14 protein-coding genes and 1 pseudogene are annotated in these 14,029 nt (G+C 74.9%); 10 read left to right on the top strand and 5 right to left on the bottom strand.

The window, feature by feature from the left end; genetic code table 11:
• Window positions 1-35: 35 nt before the first annotated feature.
• A complete protein-coding gene (locus DKT68_RS28810; RefSeq protein ID WP_109820524.1) occupies window positions 36-785 on the top strand; it encodes a DUF2470 domain-containing protein in 750 nt (249 codons plus the stop codon).
• Window positions 786-851: 66 nt separating this feature from the next.
• Here the strand turns inward: DKT68_RS28810 and DKT68_RS28805 are convergent, their stop codons facing one another.
• From DKT68_RS28805 to DKT68_RS28795, 3 genes are read right to left on the bottom strand one after another with little or no spacing between them, the layout of a single operon-like run.
• Window positions 852-1,448, bottom strand: a complete 597-nt coding sequence (locus DKT68_RS28805; RefSeq protein WP_109820523.1) for a TetR/AcrR family transcriptional regulator — start codon at window positions 1,446-1,448, stop codon at window positions 852-854.
• Between the two features lie 24 nt (window positions 1,449-1,472).
• Window positions 1,473-2,228 (bottom strand): ABC transporter permease, encoded by a 756-nt coding sequence (locus DKT68_RS28800; protein WP_109820522.1) that lies wholly within the window; start codon window positions 2,226-2,228, stop codon window positions 1,473-1,475.
• Window positions 2,225-2,956: an ABC transporter ATP-binding protein gene (locus DKT68_RS28795; RefSeq protein WP_109820521.1), complete on the bottom strand. Its 732-nt coding sequence runs from the start codon at window positions 2,954-2,956 to the stop codon at window positions 2,225-2,227. The genes DKT68_RS28800 and DKT68_RS28795 overlap by 4 nt, the downstream gene beginning before the upstream one ends.
• 596 nt (window positions 2,957-3,552) lie before the next feature.
• Here DKT68_RS28795 and DKT68_RS32270 point away from each other — a divergent pair.
• The 4 genes and pseudogenes from DKT68_RS32270 to DKT68_RS28780 all read left to right on the top strand — a co-directional run.
• Window positions 3,553-3,837, top strand: a pseudogene (locus tag DKT68_RS32270) (phosphoribosyl-AMP cyclohydrolase); the annotation flags it as partial.
• 180 nt (window positions 3,838-4,017) lie between these two features.
• Window positions 4,018-4,458, top strand: coding sequence for a phosphoribosyl-AMP cyclohydrolase (gene hisI, locus DKT68_RS32265; protein ID WP_109820546.1), 441 nt, complete (start codon window positions 4,018-4,020; stop codon window positions 4,456-4,458).
• Window positions 4,455-6,008 carry an anthranilate synthase component I gene (locus DKT68_RS28785; RefSeq protein ID WP_109820520.1) on the top strand — a complete coding sequence of 518 codons (1,554 nt, stop codon included), beginning with the start codon at window positions 4,455-4,457 and terminating at the stop codon, window positions 6,006-6,008. Before hisI ends, DKT68_RS28785 begins: the two co-directional genes overlap by 4 nt.
• Window positions 6,005-6,595 carry a Trp biosynthesis-associated membrane protein gene (locus DKT68_RS28780; protein ID WP_109820519.1) on the top strand — a complete coding sequence of 197 codons (591 nt, stop codon included), beginning with the start codon at window positions 6,005-6,007 and terminating at the stop codon, window positions 6,593-6,595. The genes DKT68_RS28785 and DKT68_RS28780 overlap by 4 nt, the downstream gene beginning before the upstream one ends.
• 26 nt (window positions 6,596-6,621) lie before the next feature.
• Here DKT68_RS28780 and DKT68_RS28775 read toward each other — a convergent pair whose 3' ends face one another.
• Window positions 6,622-6,891, bottom strand: coding sequence for a hypothetical protein (locus DKT68_RS28775; protein ID WP_109820545.1), 270 nt, complete (start codon window positions 6,889-6,891; stop codon window positions 6,622-6,624).
• A 486-nt stretch (window positions 6,892-7,377) separates the two neighbouring features.
• Between DKT68_RS28775 and trpC the strand changes: the two genes are divergently transcribed.
• From trpC to trpA, 3 genes are read left to right on the top strand one after another with little or no spacing between them, the layout of a single operon-like run.
• The gene (gene trpC / locus DKT68_RS28770) at window positions 7,378-8,181 is read left to right on the top strand and encodes an indole-3-glycerol phosphate synthase TrpC (protein WP_201749232.1); all 804 of its coding nucleotides are present in this window, start codon (window positions 7,378-7,380) and stop codon (window positions 8,179-8,181) included.
• A 38-nt stretch (window positions 8,182-8,219) separates the two neighbouring features.
• A complete protein-coding gene (gene trpB, locus DKT68_RS28765; protein ID WP_109820517.1) occupies window positions 8,220-9,458 on the top strand; it encodes a tryptophan synthase subunit beta in 1,239 nt (412 codons plus the stop codon).
• Between the two features lies 1 nt (window position 9,459).
• A complete protein-coding gene (trpA, locus tag DKT68_RS28760; RefSeq protein ID WP_109820516.1) occupies window positions 9,460-10,263 on the top strand; it encodes a tryptophan synthase subunit alpha in 804 nt (267 codons plus the stop codon).
• Between the two features lie 627 nt (window positions 10,264-10,890).
• On the opposite strand, the gene DKT68_RS28755 is transcribed toward trpA, so the two are convergent.
• Window positions 10,891-11,538, bottom strand: a complete 648-nt coding sequence (locus DKT68_RS28755) for an NUDIX hydrolase (protein ID WP_109820515.1) — start codon at window positions 11,536-11,538, stop codon at window positions 10,891-10,893.
• 101 nt (window positions 11,539-11,639) lie between these two features.
• Between DKT68_RS28755 and lgt the strand changes: the two genes are divergently transcribed.
• Both lgt and DKT68_RS28745 read left to right on the top strand, forming a co-directional pair.
• Window positions 11,640-12,818, top strand: a complete 1,179-nt coding sequence (lgt, locus tag DKT68_RS28750) for a prolipoprotein diacylglyceryl transferase (protein WP_109820514.1) — start codon at window positions 11,640-11,642, stop codon at window positions 12,816-12,818.
• A 15-nt stretch (window positions 12,819-12,833) separates the two neighbouring features.
• A complete protein-coding gene (locus DKT68_RS28745) occupies window positions 12,834-14,021 on the top strand; it encodes an FAD-dependent oxidoreductase (protein WP_109820513.1) in 1,188 nt (395 codons plus the stop codon).
• The last annotated feature ends 8 nt before the right edge of the window (window positions 14,022-14,029 follow it).

Here is a 14,029-nt window from a genome sequence, read left to right as displayed (position 1 = left end):
TTAGGTAAGCCTAACCTCTGAAGGAGGTCGCGCCCATGCGGCCCAGTCCCGCCGAGATCGTTCGTACCCTCGTCGCCGGCCGGCTGCCCGGTCTCGTCCACCTGGCCCACCGGCCGGGCCCGCACCACGCCCGGCACGTGACCGACCCGGACGGCCGGGTGCTGCTGCTGGTGCCGGTGGCCAGCCACCTCGCCGCCGCGTTGCGGCCGGGCGCCGGAGGCAGCGACACGGCCGTGGTGCTGGACGTGCTCGACCTGCCACCCGCGGCCGGCGCCCCCGGGTTGGGCCGGGCGTGGGTGTCCGGCTGGGCGGCCGAGCTGCACGGCGCCGAGGCCCGCGACGCGGCGATCGACTTCGCCGCGGTGGAGCCGACCGGGGACCTGCTCGACCTGGGTGTCCGGTTCCGGCTGTTCCGCTTCGAGGTGGTCGAGGTCCGCTGGGAGCGGGCCGGCGTCGTGCGCCGGATCGACCCGGGGGAGTACGCCGAGGCCGAGCCGGACCCGGTGCACCCGGTCGAGGCGCGGCTGCTGGCCGACCTCGCCGAGCGTGACGCGGGCCAGGTGACCGAGTATCTGCGCCGGCAGCTCGGGCTGACCGAGCAGGCCCCCGACGGGCCGCCCCGCGTGGTGCGCATCGACCGCTACGGGCTGGTGGTCGCCCTCGGCCGCCCCGGCGCCCGGCGGCGTGTCCGGCTCGCCTTCCCGTGCCCACTGGCCGACCCGGACGACCTGGCCCGGCTGCTCACGCCACTGCGCCGTCGTGCCGAGGCCCGCCCACCGGGCTGACCGCGACCCGCCCACCGGGCTGACCGCGACCCGCCCGCCGGCCGCCCTGACGGCCCGTCCGCCGGCCTACGTCGGCAGCGGCCCGGTCAGGTACCGCTGCACGGTCGGGCCGATGGCCGCGACCAGCGCCTCCGGATCGGCGGACGCCACCGGCTCCAGCCGGACGACGTGCCGCATCATGGCCAACCCGATCAGCTGGGTGGCGATCAGCGAGCCGCGCAGCGGCAGCTCGGCCGGGTCGACGTCGAGCTGGTCGAGCACCCGGCGCAGCACCTGCGTGGTGATGAACTCGCGCAGCAGCCGGGCAGTCCAGTCGTTGCTCACCGCCGAGCGCAGCAGGGCCACCCCGGCGCTCCCGGCCGGGGAGTCCCAGACGCCGAGGAACGTGCGGACCAGCCGTTCGCCGATGCCGTCCGCGCCACCCGCCAGTACCTTCGGCAGAACCTCCCCCGGGTCGACCGGCGAGTTCATCGCGGCCAGGAAGAGCTGGTCCTTGCTGCCGAAGTAGTGGTGCACCAGCGCCGGGTCCACCCCGGCGGTGCCGGCGATGGCGCGGATCGAGGCGGCGTCGAAGCCGCGCTCGGCGAACGCCGCCCGCGCCGCGTCGAGGATCGCCTCGCGGGTGCCCTGGTTGCCGGGTCGCCGGCCGGTCCGCCGCGCCATCGCCGCCCTTCGTTCGCCCGCCGGTCAGCCGCTCCGCCGGCGCAGGGTGGCCGCCGCGAGCACCAGTGCCAGCACCACCGCGCCGAGCACCACCACCACGTCCCGCCACATCCTGCCGGTCGGCTCGGCGTTGGCGCCGACCTCCTGCAACGCCTCGATGGCGTACGACAGGGGGAAGGCGTCGCTGAGCGCCTGGAGCCAGCCGGCCATCTGGTCGCGGGCCACGAACAGCCCGCAGAGCAGCAGCTGGGGGACCACCACGACCGGCAGGAACTGTACTGCCTGGAACTCGGTGCGGGCGAAGGCGCTGCAGAACAGCCCGAGGGCGACGCCGAGCACCGCGTCGACCACCGCGATCCCGATGACCAGCCCACTGTTGCCGGCGGTGTCCAGATCGAAGATCCAGTACGCCACCCCGGCGGCGACCGCGGCCTGCACGGCGGCGGCCAGCCCGAACGCGATGCCGTAGCCGAAGAGCAGGTCGAGCTTGCCCAGCGGGGTGGTGAGCAGCCGCTCCAGGGTGCCCGAGGTGCGCTCCCGGAGCATCGCGATGCTGGTCACCAGGAACATGATCACGAAGGGGAAGATGCCGAGCATCACCAGCGCGATCCGGTCGAACGCCGACGGTTGGCCGGGCGGGGCGGGCTGGTCGGCGTACATGAAGTAGACCAGGGTCAGCAGGACGGACGGCACCACGACGAGCAGCGCGATGGTGCGCCGGTCGTGCCGGAGCTGGCGCAGGATGCGGCCGGTGGTGGCCGCCAGGATCCGCGGGTTCATGACGCGTTCCCTCCGGACGTCGCGCCGGCCCGGATCAGCCGCAGGAACGCCTCGTCGAGGTCGTCCACCCCCGCGGCGGCGCGGATCGCGGCCGGGCTGTCGTCGGCGATCAGCCGGCCCTCGCGGATCAGCAGCAGCCGGTCACAGCGGGCCGCCTCGTCCATCACGTGGCTGGACACCAGCAGGGTGGTGCCGGCGGCGGCCATCGCGTGGAACCGGGCCCACAGGTCGGCCCGCAGCACCGGGTCCTGACCGACGGTCGGTTCGTCGAGGATGACCAGCTCCGGTTCGCCGACCAGGGCGCACGCCAGGGACGCCCGGCTGCGCTGGCCGCCGGAGAGGGTGCCGACGAGCTGGGTGGCCGCCTGGGCCAACCCGACATCGCTGATCGCCTGGTCGGCCTCGGCGCGACCCCGTCCGTGCAGGGCCGCGAAGTAGCGGGCGTTCTCCCGCACCGTCAGATCGGCGTAGACGCTCGGCGCCTGGGTGAGGTAGCCGACCTTGTGCCGCAGGGCGGGTGAGCCGGCCGGCTGGCCCAGCACGGTGACGGTCCCGCCGGTGACCACCTGCACCCCGACGACCGCGCGCATGAAGGTGGTCTTCCCGCTGCCGCTGGGGCCGAGCAGCCCGGTCACGGCGCCACGGGGGACGGTGCAGCTGATGCCGTTTAGCACCCGTCGCCCGCCCCGGTCCACGAGCAGGTCGCGGACCGCTATCGCATCGTCCATCACGCACCTCCGGCGAAACTCATCAGCTGTTGAACTCAACGCTAGATGAGATATCCGCGACGACGCAACGCCGGGGGGCTGCCGCGCCGGCCTCTTGCACCCACCGATACAACGGGCAGTAGCCTTCGGACCGGACACCAGGTCCGCCAACGGGCATTGCGCGCCGATCGGACGTACGGCACGATGGCGCCGTGGGTCACGCTCCGTTACCGGACAGCGGGTTTCTCGAGGACTGGGCCGCGCGGTTACGGCAGGCCGCCGAGCGGCCGGTCGTCGGCATCCTGCTGCGCGGCAGTCACGCCCGGCGGGCCGCCACCGCACACAGCGACGTCGACCTCGACGTACTCGTCGGCGGCGGCGCCCCGTACGCCGCCCGACAGGCGTACCTGGCCGAGTCCGCCGGTCGCCTCACCCACGTGTCGGTGGCCGCCCGGGACGTCCGCTCCTGGGTGCACCGGCTCGGCGAGCCGGCCGACTGGGCGTTCGGGTTGCCGGTCACCGCGCCGGCGCGGCTGCTCTGGGCCGACCCGCACTGGCGGCGCCGCATCGACCTGCCCGTGCTCTGCCAGCCCGCCGAACCGCCCCGGCTGGAGGAGATGATCGCCGCGCTGGGCAAGGCGGCCGCCGCCCGGGCTGCCGACGACAGCCTCGGGATCCGGCTCGCCGTGGCCGACCTGGCCCGGCTCTGCCCCTCCGTGCTGCGCCCGGCCAACCCGTCGGTGCGGGTGTTCTCCCGTCGGGCGGCCTTCGCGGCGGCCCTGGAGCTGCCGGTCGCGCCCCCGCACTACCGGGAGGACATGCTGCTCTGCCTCGGGCTGCGCCCGGGCGCCACCGGCCAGCTCTGGGCGGCGGCCGTGCGGCTGGTCGCCGGGACGCTGCCGCTGATCCGCCCGTACGCCGAGGAGATCGCCGAAGCAGCCGGCACGGACCTGGCCGACGCCCTGGTCGACGGCCGGCTGGACCGCTACGTGGCGCAGCTGGCCCGGCCCGCCGGCCGCCCGCCGCGCCCTCGGCGGGAGCCGTCGCCGGTGCCCGCGCCGCGTGCGGGACAATGGGTCACTGTGCCCGTACCTGACGCGCCGGTGACCGGCGTCCCCAGCGATCTGACCGGCCCGACGGCGCCCGTGCCGGCCCGTCCGTCCCGGCTCGACCCGGCCATCGCGGCCCGACTGCGCCGCACCGCCGACGGCCTGGTCGCCGCCGTGGTCCGCGCGCACGACTCCGGCGAGGTGCTCATGGTCGCCTGGATGGACGACGAGGCGCTGCACCGCACCCTCACCACCGGCCGGGCCACCTACTGGTCGCGCAGCCGGCGCGAGTACTGGGTCAAGGGCGCCACCTCCGGGCACCACCAGTACGTCCGCTCGGTCGCCCTGGACTGCGACGGGGACGCGCTGCTGGTCAGCGTGGAACAGGTCGGCGCCGCCTGCCACACCGGACACCGGACGTGCTTCTTCACCGAGCTGCCCGTCACCGGGACCGAAAGGGAGGCCCGCCCGTGACCGACGGCGCGGTGAGCCCCGACCCGGCCACCTTCACCGAGCTGGCCGCGCACTGGCGGGTGGTCCCGGTCACCCGGCGGCTGCTGGCCGACGCGGAGACCCCCGTCGGCGTCTACCGCAAGCTGGCCGGCGGGCCCGGCACGTTCCTGCTCGAATCCGCCGAGCAGGGTGTCGGCTCGGCCGGCATGGCCTGGTCGCGGTACTCGTTCATCGGCGTACGCAGCAGCGCCACCCTGGTCGAGCGGGACGGCATGGCGACCTGGCTCGGCCAGCCGCCGGCCGGGCTGCCCACCGACGGCGACCCGGTGCGGGTGCTGCGCGAGACCGTCGCGGCGCTGGCCGGGCCCCTCGGTGACCCGTCCAGCGGGCTCCCGCCGCTGACCGGGGGCATGGTCGGCTACCTCGGCTACGACCTCGTCCGCCGCTTCGAGCGGCTGCCCGAGCTGACCGAGGACGACCTGGGCGTGCCGGAGCTGGGCATGATGCTCGCCACCGACCTGGTGGTGCTCGACCACTACGACGGCTCGGCGATCCTGGTCGCCAACGCGGTGCTGCCGCCGCTGGACGCCCCGGACCGCGCCCCGCAGGTCGCCGCCGCGTACCACCACGCGGTGGGCCGGCTGGACGCGATGACCACCGCGCTGTCCCGGCCAATCCCGCCGATGATCTCCACCGTGGAGCGCCCGCCGGCCGGGGAGGTGCTCTGCCGTACGCCCAACGGGGGCTATCCGAAGGCGGTGGAGGCGGCCAAGGAGGCGATCCGGGCCGGCGAGTGCTTCCAGATCGTGCTCTCCCAGCGCTTCGAGCGGTCGACGCACGCCGATCCGCTGGACGTCTACCGGGTGCTGCGCACCAGCAACCCCAGCCCGTACATGTACCTGCTGCGCTTCGACGGGTTCGACATCGTCGGCTCGTCTCCGGAGGCGCACCTGAAGGTCACCGCCGGCGCGGACGGGCGGCGCCGGGCACTGCTGCACCCGATCGCCGGCACCCGGCCGCGCGGCGCCACCGCCACCGCCGACGCCGCGCTCGCCGCCGAGCTGCTCGCCGACCCGAAGGAACGCGCCGAGCACGTGATGCTGGTCGACCTGGGCCGCAACGACCTGGGCCGGGTCTGCCAGCCGGGCAGCGTGGAGGTGCCGGAGTTCGCGACCATCGAGCGGTACAGCCACGTGATGCACATCGTCTCCACCGTCACCGGCACGCTGCGTGACGATCGCACCGCCTTCGACGCGCTCGCCGCGACGTTCCCCGCCGGCACGCTCTCGGGCGCCCCGAAGGTGCGGGCCATGGAGATCATCGAGGAGCTGGAGCCGGTCCGCCGCGGCCTCTACGGCGGCACGGTCGGCTACTTCGGCTTCGGCGGGGACCTGGACATGGCGATCGCCATCCGGACCGCGTTGATCCGTGACGGCCGTGCCTACGTCCAGGCCGGCGCGGGGGTCGTGGCCGACTCCGACCCGGCCGCCGAGGACCAGGAGACCCGCAACAAGGCCGCCGCCGTGCTGGCCGCGATCGCGGCCGCCGAGACGTTGCGGCCGGCCCGATGAGCGACGGGGAGCGGCCCGCGGCGGGCCGGCGTCAGTTGACGTACGCCGTGCTGCTCTGCCTGGCCGGCGCGGGCCTGGCGTTCTGGGCGGCGACCCGGAGCTGGTCGGTCGAGCTGACCGTGCGCCCGGCGCCGCTGCCGCCGGTGCGGGACGCCCGCAGCGGTGCCGGCCTGCTGCCCTGGCTGCCGGCGTTGGCACTGGTGACGCTGGCCGGCGGCGGCGCGGTGCTGGCCACCCGCGGCCGGCTGCGGCGGCTGCTGGGCGTACTGCTCGGAGTGTTGGGTCTGGCCGTGGCCGCCGGTGGCGGGTACGGGCTGGTCGCCGACCTCGACGGTGCGGTGAGCCGGCAGTGGCCGGCGCTCTGCCTGCTCGGCGGCCTGCTGGCGGCGGCCGGTGGCGGGTGGACCGCGTGGCGTGGCGGCGGCTGGCCGGCGATGGGCGCCCGGTACGAGCGACCGACGCGGACCGCTGCGCAGAGCGCGCCGGCTGCGGCTGAGCCGGCCCGGCCGGCCGGACCGATGGCCGGGCGGCGGACCACTGAGGCGTGGGACGCGCTGGACCGGGGTGAGGATCCGACAGCCGGCTGACCCGATCGCTGGGCGGTCGACGGGCGTCAGCCGACCGGCTGACGCTCCCGCTGCTGGCGGCGGGCGGCGGCACGGGCGGCGCTCAGCTCGGCCACCAGGCGGTCCAGCTCGGCGCGCCGGTCAGCGCGGGCCCGGTCGGCGCAGACCGCCTCCCAGGCGTTGCCGCGGGCGGTCCGCATCCGCCCCTCGCCGACCATGGCCCGCTCCAGCGTGTGCACCACGCCGACGGCGAGCGACGCCACGGTCCGCGAAATGGTGGTCAGCCCGATGGGCGGGGTCGGCTCGGACATGCTCATGGTCACCTCGCACGAGGAGTTGGCGACGGTCGGGCAGGCGCGCCATCGAGTCTGCCCGAGGACGATGCTGACCGGCTGACGTTTCGCCGGGGTGACCGCCCGGTCAACTGTCCCGCCACGGCCGCGACCAGGCACCGGCCGTTCGGCCTTGAGCTTGCTCACAGCATCGACAATCGTCGTTCCCGTTGAGCGTCGGTGTCCGGTGGGTGGCATGATCGGTGGATCGGCCCGCGTCGACCGGGGCCGCCGGGCTCTCGCCGTACGACGTCCGTCGATGCCGGAGGTGGCGCTGCGTGACATCCTCTTCACGGCAAGTCGGCCATTATGCCGCAGGCCTTTTCGTGAGCAGCGCCATACCCCCGGCTCCCGGCGTCGGTCGCCTGCCCCTAGCATCGGCCCATGACACCCGGAGAGGGGAGTCCGACGGTGACTGCTGAGCATGCGCACGCGGAGGGGGACGAGGCCGGTCCGGCGGCGTCCGTAAGCGTGCTCGACGAGATCCTGGCCGGCGTGCGTGAGGACGTCGCCCGACGCCAGGAACAGGTTCCGCTGGAGCGGATCCGTGAACTGGCAGCGGCGGCGCCGCCGCCGCTGGACGCGTATGCGGCGCTGCGCAAGCCCGGCGTGGCCGTGATCGCCGAGGTGAAGCGTTCCTCGCCGTCGAAGGGCCGGCTGGCCGAGATCGCCGATCCGGCCGACCTGGCCGTCGACTACGCCTCCGGCGGGGCACGGGCGATCAGCGTGCTCACCGAGGGGCGCTGGTTCGGCGGCTCGCTCGACGACCTGGCCGCCGTCCGGGCCGCGGTCACCGTGCCGGTGCTGCGCAAGGACTTCGTGGTCTCCAGCTACCAGGTGCACGAGGCGCGCGCGCACGGCGCCGACCTGGTCCTGCTGATCGTCGCCGCGCTCGAGCAGAACGTCCTGATGGGCCTGCTGGAGCGGATCGAGTCGCTGGGCATGACGGCGCTCGTCGAGGTGCACGACGAGGAGGAGGCCGACCGGGCCCTCGAGGCCGGCGCGCAGGTGATCGGGGTCAACGCCCGTGACCTGCGTACCCTGGAGGTCGACCGGTCGGTGTTCGAGCGGATCGCGCCGGGCCTGCCCAGCAGCGTCGTCAAGATCGCCGAATCTGGTGTACGCGGCCCGCACGACCTGATCCGGTACGCCTCCGCGGGCGCCGACGCGGTCCTCGTCGGCGAGGGCCTGGTCACCCAGAAGAGCCCGCGCGAGGCGGTCGCCGAGTTGGTCAACGCCGGCAACCACCCGGCAACGCCCCGGCCGGTGCGCTGACCCCGCGCCGGTGTGACGCCCCACCGAGAGGATTTCCGATGAGCGCCGACGCGCTGGCCCCGGTGGCCGGCCCGCAGCCCGACTCCACCGGCCACTTCGGCCGCTTCGGCGGCCGGTTCGTGCCCGAGGCCCTGGTGGCCGCGCTGGACGAGCTCGACGGGGCGTGGCGTACGGCGATCGCGGACGAGTCCTTCCGGGCGGAGTTCGGCGCGTTGCTGCGCGACTACGCCGGCACGCCGTCGCTGCTCTACGAGGCCCGCCGGTTCTCGGCGAAGGTCGGCGCGCGGGTGCTGCTCAAGCGCGAGGACCTCAACCACACCGGGGCGCACAAGGTGCGCAACGTGCTCGGCCAGGCGCTGCTCACCAAGCGGATGGGCAAGACCCGGGTGATCGCGGAGACCGGCGCGGGCCAGCACGGCGTGGCCACCGCGACCGCAGCCGCCCTGTTCGACCTGGAGTGCGTGGTCTACATGGGCGAGGTCGACACCGAGCGGCAGGCGCTCAACGTGGCCCGGATGCGCATGCTCGGCGCCACCGTCGTCCCGGTCACCACCGGCTCGCGCACCCTCAAGGACGCGATGAACGAGGCGATGCGCGACTGGGTGGCCAACGTCGACGAGACCCACTACCTGATCGGCACCGCCGCCGGGCCGCACCCGTTCCCGGCGATGGTCCGCGACTTCGTGCGCGGCATCGGCGACGAGGCCCGCCAGCAGTGCCTCGACCTCACCGGCGGGCTGCCGGACGCCGTCACGGCCTGCGTCGGCGGCGGCTCCAACGCCCTGGGCATCTTCCACGCCTTCGTGGGCGACCCGGACGTGCGGCTCTACGGCTTCGAGGCCGGTGGCGACGGTGTGACCACCAGCCGCCACGCGGCCAGCATCACCGGCGGGTCCGCCGGTGTGCTGCACGGCGCCCGCACCTACGTGCTGCAGGACGCGGACGGGCAGACGCTGGAGTCGCACTCGATCTCAGCCGGCCTGGACTACCCGGGCGTCGGGCCGGAGCACGCCTGGCTGCACGACAGCGGCCGAGCCAACTACCTGCCGGTCACCGACGACGAGGCGATGGCCGCGTTCGAGCTGCTCTGCCGCACCGAGGGGATCATCCCGGCGATCGAGAGCGCCCACGCGCTCGCCGGCACCGTCACGCTGGCCCCGAAGCTCGCCGCCGAACTGGGTCGCGAGCCCACCATCGTGGTCAACCTCTCCGGGCGGGGCGACAAGGACGTGCACACCGCCGGCGACTACTTCGGCATCCTCGACAAGGAGCGGTGAGATGAGCCGGATCGGGGTGGCCTTCGACAAGGCACGAGCCGACGGACGGGCACTGCTGGTCGGCTGCATGCCGGCCGGGTTCCCCAGCGTCGAGGGCAGCATCGCGGCGATGACCGCCATGGTCGAGGCCGGTGTGGACGTCATCGAGGTGGAGATCCCGTACTCCGACCCGGTGATGGACGGGCCGGTCATCCAGAAGGCCAGCGACATCGCGCTGGCCGGCGGCGTCCGCACGGCCGACACGCTGCGCATCGTCGAGGCGGTCGCGGCCACGGGCGCCCCGGTGGTCACCATGACCTACTGGAACCCGATCGAGCGCTACGGCGTTGACGTGTTCGCCCGCGATCTCGCCGCCGCCGGCGGGACCGGTCTGATCACGCCGGACCTCATCCCCGACGAGGCGGACGAGTGGCTGGCCGCCTCCGACGCGCACGGGCTGGACCGGACCTTCCTGGTCTCGCCGTCATCCACTGACGCGCGAGTGGCGATGACGGTGGAGCACTGCCGGGGGTTCGTCTACGCCACCGCCGTGATGGGCGTGACCGGAGCCCGCTCGCGTACGTCCGACGCCGCGCCGACGCTGGTCTCCCGGGTCCGCGAGTTCACCGACCTGCCGGTCGGTGTCGGTCTGGGTGTGGGCACGGGTGCGCAGGCCAGCACCGTCGCCGGGTACGCCGACGGGGTCATCGTCGGCAGCGCCCTGGTCCGCTGCCTGCTCGACGCGCCCTCCGAGGCCGACGGGCTGGCCGCCCTGCGAACCCTCAGCGCGGAACTCGCCGAGGGCGTCCGCACGCCGACCCGCTGACCACTGCGGCAGCCGCGCCGCCTGCCCTTCGGCGGTCTCCCACCCTGCCCGGCGCGCGGTCCGACCGCTGCCCGATCGCGCCGGTCGCCGGTCGCCGGTCGCCGATCGCCCGTCGGTCCGTCCGTTCGCCGGTCGGTCTGCCGGTGGCTCGGTCTGCCGGTGGGTTGGTCTGCCGGTCGGTCCGCCGGTCGGTCCGCCGGTCGGTCGGTCCGCCAGCGGGTCCGTTGGCCCACCGACGGGTCGACGGTGGCGCAAGCGGCCGGTCGCGTTGGGTGCGCGGCTCGGCGGTCGGGCGTGGCGCTACGCCGGGCATCTGTCTGCTGTGCGGCTGATACCTGTGAGGCATATTTATGACTCACAGGTATCACGCTCGATGAGGCGATGCCCGGCGGCCGCCGTTGATCTCTCGTCGGCGGTGGGAGCGGCGATGCCGCCCTGCTGGTGCCCGCCGGCCCCGCCGCGCCCGCCGAATCCGGGGACGGTCCAAAACCGTTGGTCCAGGGCTCGCCCGTCGTAGCCCCTAATGTGAGGCCTCGCTGGTCCAGGGCCAGCCCGTCGGCCGGTTCCGTGACGCGCCAGGGCTGGAGTGACGCGTTAGGGCTGGAGTGACGGGCCAGAGCTGACGGGTCAGGGCTGGAGTGACGGGTCCGTCGCTGGTTCGCCACGTTGCTCCGGTGGCTGCCCCAGTTCCGACCGCCCGTCGTGGCCGGGCCCTCGTTGGCCATCGTCGCCAGGCGCTGGCCGTCCGTCGTGGCTGGTCTCTCGCTGGCAGTCTTCGCCGGGTTGCCCACCGACCGGAGGCGGTGCGGGCTTGACGCTGTCAGGCGCCCACCGGGCGTCGCGCAGCACGCCGGAGCGCCCGGCGGCCGCGTCGGTGACCGCCGCCCGGGTGAGCGGGGTGACCGCCTCGGGCAGCTGGCCGGGAGCGTGCCAGGACAGCCGGCAGCCCGGGGGCGGGTCGGCGGTCGGTCGGGCCTCGGCCGCGCGGGCCCGGAACACGTGCACGAGGACGTCCGGCAGTGGCCCGGCGCGCCCGGCCGGAGTGGTCGCCGCGGGGCCGGTCAGGTGGTAGACGCCGACCAGGTCCACCAGCTCGATCTCCCAGCCGGTCTCCGCGCGGATGTCCCGCAGCGCGGCACGGACCGGACTCTCCGCCGGGCGCAGTCGTCCGCCCGGCAGCGCGTAGCGGCGTTCGCCTCGGCCCTGCCGGCAGAGCAGCACCCGGCCGGTGTCGTCGGTGACGACCGCGGCGACCGCCCAGGTGAGCGCGCTCATGGACAAAGAGCCTACGGCGGTGCAAACCAGAAGTCACCGGGATGCCTGCGGAGCGGCCCGGGGTGCCGCGTCGGGGGTGTGCAGCGGTAGCGTGTGCACCCGTGACCCTCGCCTCGCTGTCCCCCCAGGCGGCCCTGCCCAGTCCCAGCACCGCGGTCTGGCAGCTCGGGCCGGTGCCGATCCGGGCGTACGCGCTGTGCATCATCCTCGGCATCGTCCTGGCCTGCTGGGTGACCGAGCGCCGACTGCGTCAGCGCGGCGTCGCGCCCGGCGCGGTGCTCGACATCGCCGTGTGGGCCGTGCCGGCGGGCATCATCGGCGCCCGGATCTACCACGTGATCACCTCGCCGGAGAAGTACTTCGGCGCCGGCGGTGACCCGATGAAGGCGTTCGCCATCTGGGAGGGCGGGCTCGGCATCTGGGGCGCGGTCGCCGGTGGCGCTGTCGGCGCCTGGATCGCGGCCCGGCAGCTCGGCATCCCGTTCAGCGTGGTGGCCGACGCGCTGGCCCCCGGGCTGCCGCTGGCCCAGGCGGTCGGCCGAGTCGGCAACTGGTTCAACAACGAGCTGTTCGGCGGCCGGACGACCCTGCCGTGGGGCCTGGAGATCCACCGGATGGACCCGGACAACCCGGGGCACGCGCTGCGCGACGACGCCGGCCAACCGATCCTCGAACCGGGCCTCTACCAGCCGACCTTCCTCTACGAGGCACTGTGGAACCTCGGCGTGGTCGCTCTGGTCCTCATCCTCGACCGGCGGTTGAAGCTGGGCCGGGGCCGGGCGTTCGCGCTGTACGTCATGGGCTACACCGTCGGTCGGTTCTGGATCGAGCTGATGCGCACCGACGAGGCCAACCAGATCCTCGGCGTCCGGCTCAACGTGTGGACCGCCGCCCTGGTCTTCCTCGGCGCGTTGATCTACTTCGTGCGGGTCCGCGGTCCCCGGGAGTACCTGATCCCGCTGGGCGCGGCGGCCACGCCGACCCCGCCCACCACCTCCGACCTGTCCCAGGTCGACCTGTCCGAGCGGGAGACCGCGGCGCGGGCCGCCGCGCCGGAGGGCTACCGGGTGGTCAGCGAGGAGCAGTACGAGGCCTGGCAGGACAGCGGCGTGCTGCCGCCCGAGCCGGCGACCGAGGACGACGACCGGCCGGACGGCGGCGAACCGCTCGTTGGTGCGGCACCCGGCGATGCCGACGACGAGCCGGCGGACGGCACGGCGGAGCCCCGCGACGACCGGGCCGACGCCGCGGGCGCACGCCCCGCCGACCGGGACAGCTGAGCGGGGGCGGCACCGATGCGACGCGCGGTGGTGGTCGGGGCCGGGGTGGGTGGTCTGGCGGTCTCCGGCGCGCTGGCCCGCTCCGGCTGGCAGGTCACCCTGCTGGAACGCGCCGAGCGGGTCCGTCCCGAGCCGACCGCCGTGGTGCTCTGGCCCAACGGCGTCCGCGCGTTGCAGGCTCTGGGCCTCGATGCCGGCCTCGCCGCGATCGCCACCCCGTTGCCCGACGGCGGGGTCCGCCGCCCGGACGGGCACTGGTTGGTGCAGCCGCGCCCCATTCCGGCCGACCGGATGCCGGTGGTGGTGCACCGCGAAGACCTGCACGACGCGTTGATCGCCGGGCTCGGTGAGCGGGTCGAGCTGCGTACCGGGGTGACCGTGCGCCACGTCCGGGTCGAACCGGGTGAGCGCCCGGCCGTCAGCGACGGACGGCAGACCATCGAGGCCGACCTGGTGGTCGCCGCCGACGGCACGGACAGCGGCATCCGCCGTCAGCTCGCCCCCGAGTCCGGCGTGGTCAGCTCCGGGTGCGCCGCCTGGCGGGCCGTCATCCCCTGGTACCGGGCGCCCCGGCTGCCCGCCGGCCAGCCGCTCGCCGGTGAGGTCCTCGGCGCGGGCTACCGGTTCGTGGCCGCCTCCCTGGGCGAGCGCGGCTCCTCGGGCGGCTCCACCCGCGGCGGCATCTACTGGGTGGCGACCGCCGCCGGCGCGCCCCGGCCCGAGCCGCCCGAGACCCAGCTCGCTCTGCTGCGCCGCTGGTACGCCGGCTGGCCGGAGCCGATCGGCGCGCTGCTCGACGCCACCGACCCGGTCGACCTGGTCCAGCAGGAGGTCCGCGAGCTGCGTCCGCTGCCCCGCGCGTACGGCTTCCCCGTCGGGCCGGGCGGGGTGGTGCTGCTCGGCGACGCGGCGCACGCCATGCCGCCGCACCTCGGCCAGGGCGCCTGCCTCGCCTTCGAGGACGCCGCGACGCTCGCCTCCCTGCTGCGCGAGGCGCGGCTGCCCGACGCCGTGCAGGCGTACGACCGGGTGCGCCGCCCCCGAGCGGCGACCGTGGTCCGGCAGACCCGGCGAATGTCGGCGGTGCTCCAGGCCCGGGGCCGGCTGGCGCTACGCGCCCGCGACGCCGCCCTCGGCACGATCAACTCGCGCCTGCTGTCCAGCGCCGCCGCCTCCGCCGCCCGGGCGTGGTCGAGGGGTTGAGGCGGGGT

Source organism: Micromonospora acroterricola (genome assembly GCF_003172955.1).
In the GTDB taxonomy this organism is placed as follows: Bacteria; Actinomycetota; Actinomycetes; order Mycobacteriales; family Micromonosporaceae; genus Micromonospora; species Micromonospora acroterricola.
This window is presented reverse-complemented; position numbering and strand designations above follow the sequence as displayed.

What these genes read in the sequence shown, in the direction of transcription:
- DKT68_RS28810 (WP_109820524.1), top strand. Translation starts at nt 36, where the DNA reads ATGCGGCCCAGTCCCGCCGAGATCGTTCGTACCCTCGTCGCCGGCCGG.
- DKT68_RS28805 (WP_109820523.1), bottom strand. Translation starts at nt 1,448, where the DNA reads ATGGCGCGGCGGACCGGCCGGCGACCCGGCAACCAGGGCACCCGCGAG.
- DKT68_RS28800 (WP_109820522.1), bottom strand. Translation starts at nt 2,228, where the DNA reads ATGAACCCGCGGATCCTGGCGGCCACCACCGGCCGCATCCTGCGCCAG.
- DKT68_RS28795 (WP_109820521.1), bottom strand. Translation starts at nt 2,956, where the DNA reads ATGGACGATGCGATAGCGGTCCGCGACCTGCTCGTGGACCGGGGCGGG.
- DKT68_RS28780 (WP_109820519.1), top strand. Translation starts at nt 6,005, where the DNA reads ATGAGCGACGGGGAGCGGCCCGCGGCGGGCCGGCGTCAGTTGACGTAC.
- DKT68_RS28775 (WP_109820545.1), bottom strand. Translation starts at nt 6,891, where the DNA reads ATGAGCATGTCCGAGCCGACCCCGCCCATCGGGCTGACCACCATTTCG.
- trpB (WP_109820517.1), top strand. Translation starts at nt 8,220, where the DNA reads ATGAGCGCCGACGCGCTGGCCCCGGTGGCCGGCCCGCAGCCCGACTCC.
- trpA (WP_109820516.1), top strand. Translation starts at nt 9,460, where the DNA reads ATGAGCCGGATCGGGGTGGCCTTCGACAAGGCACGAGCCGACGGACGG.
- DKT68_RS28755 (WP_109820515.1), bottom strand. Translation starts at nt 11,538, where the DNA reads ATGAGCGCGCTCACCTGGGCGGTCGCCGCGGTCGTCACCGACGACACC.
- DKT68_RS28745 (WP_109820513.1), top strand. Translation starts at nt 12,834, where the DNA reads ATGCGACGCGCGGTGGTGGTCGGGGCCGGGGTGGGTGGTCTGGCGGTC.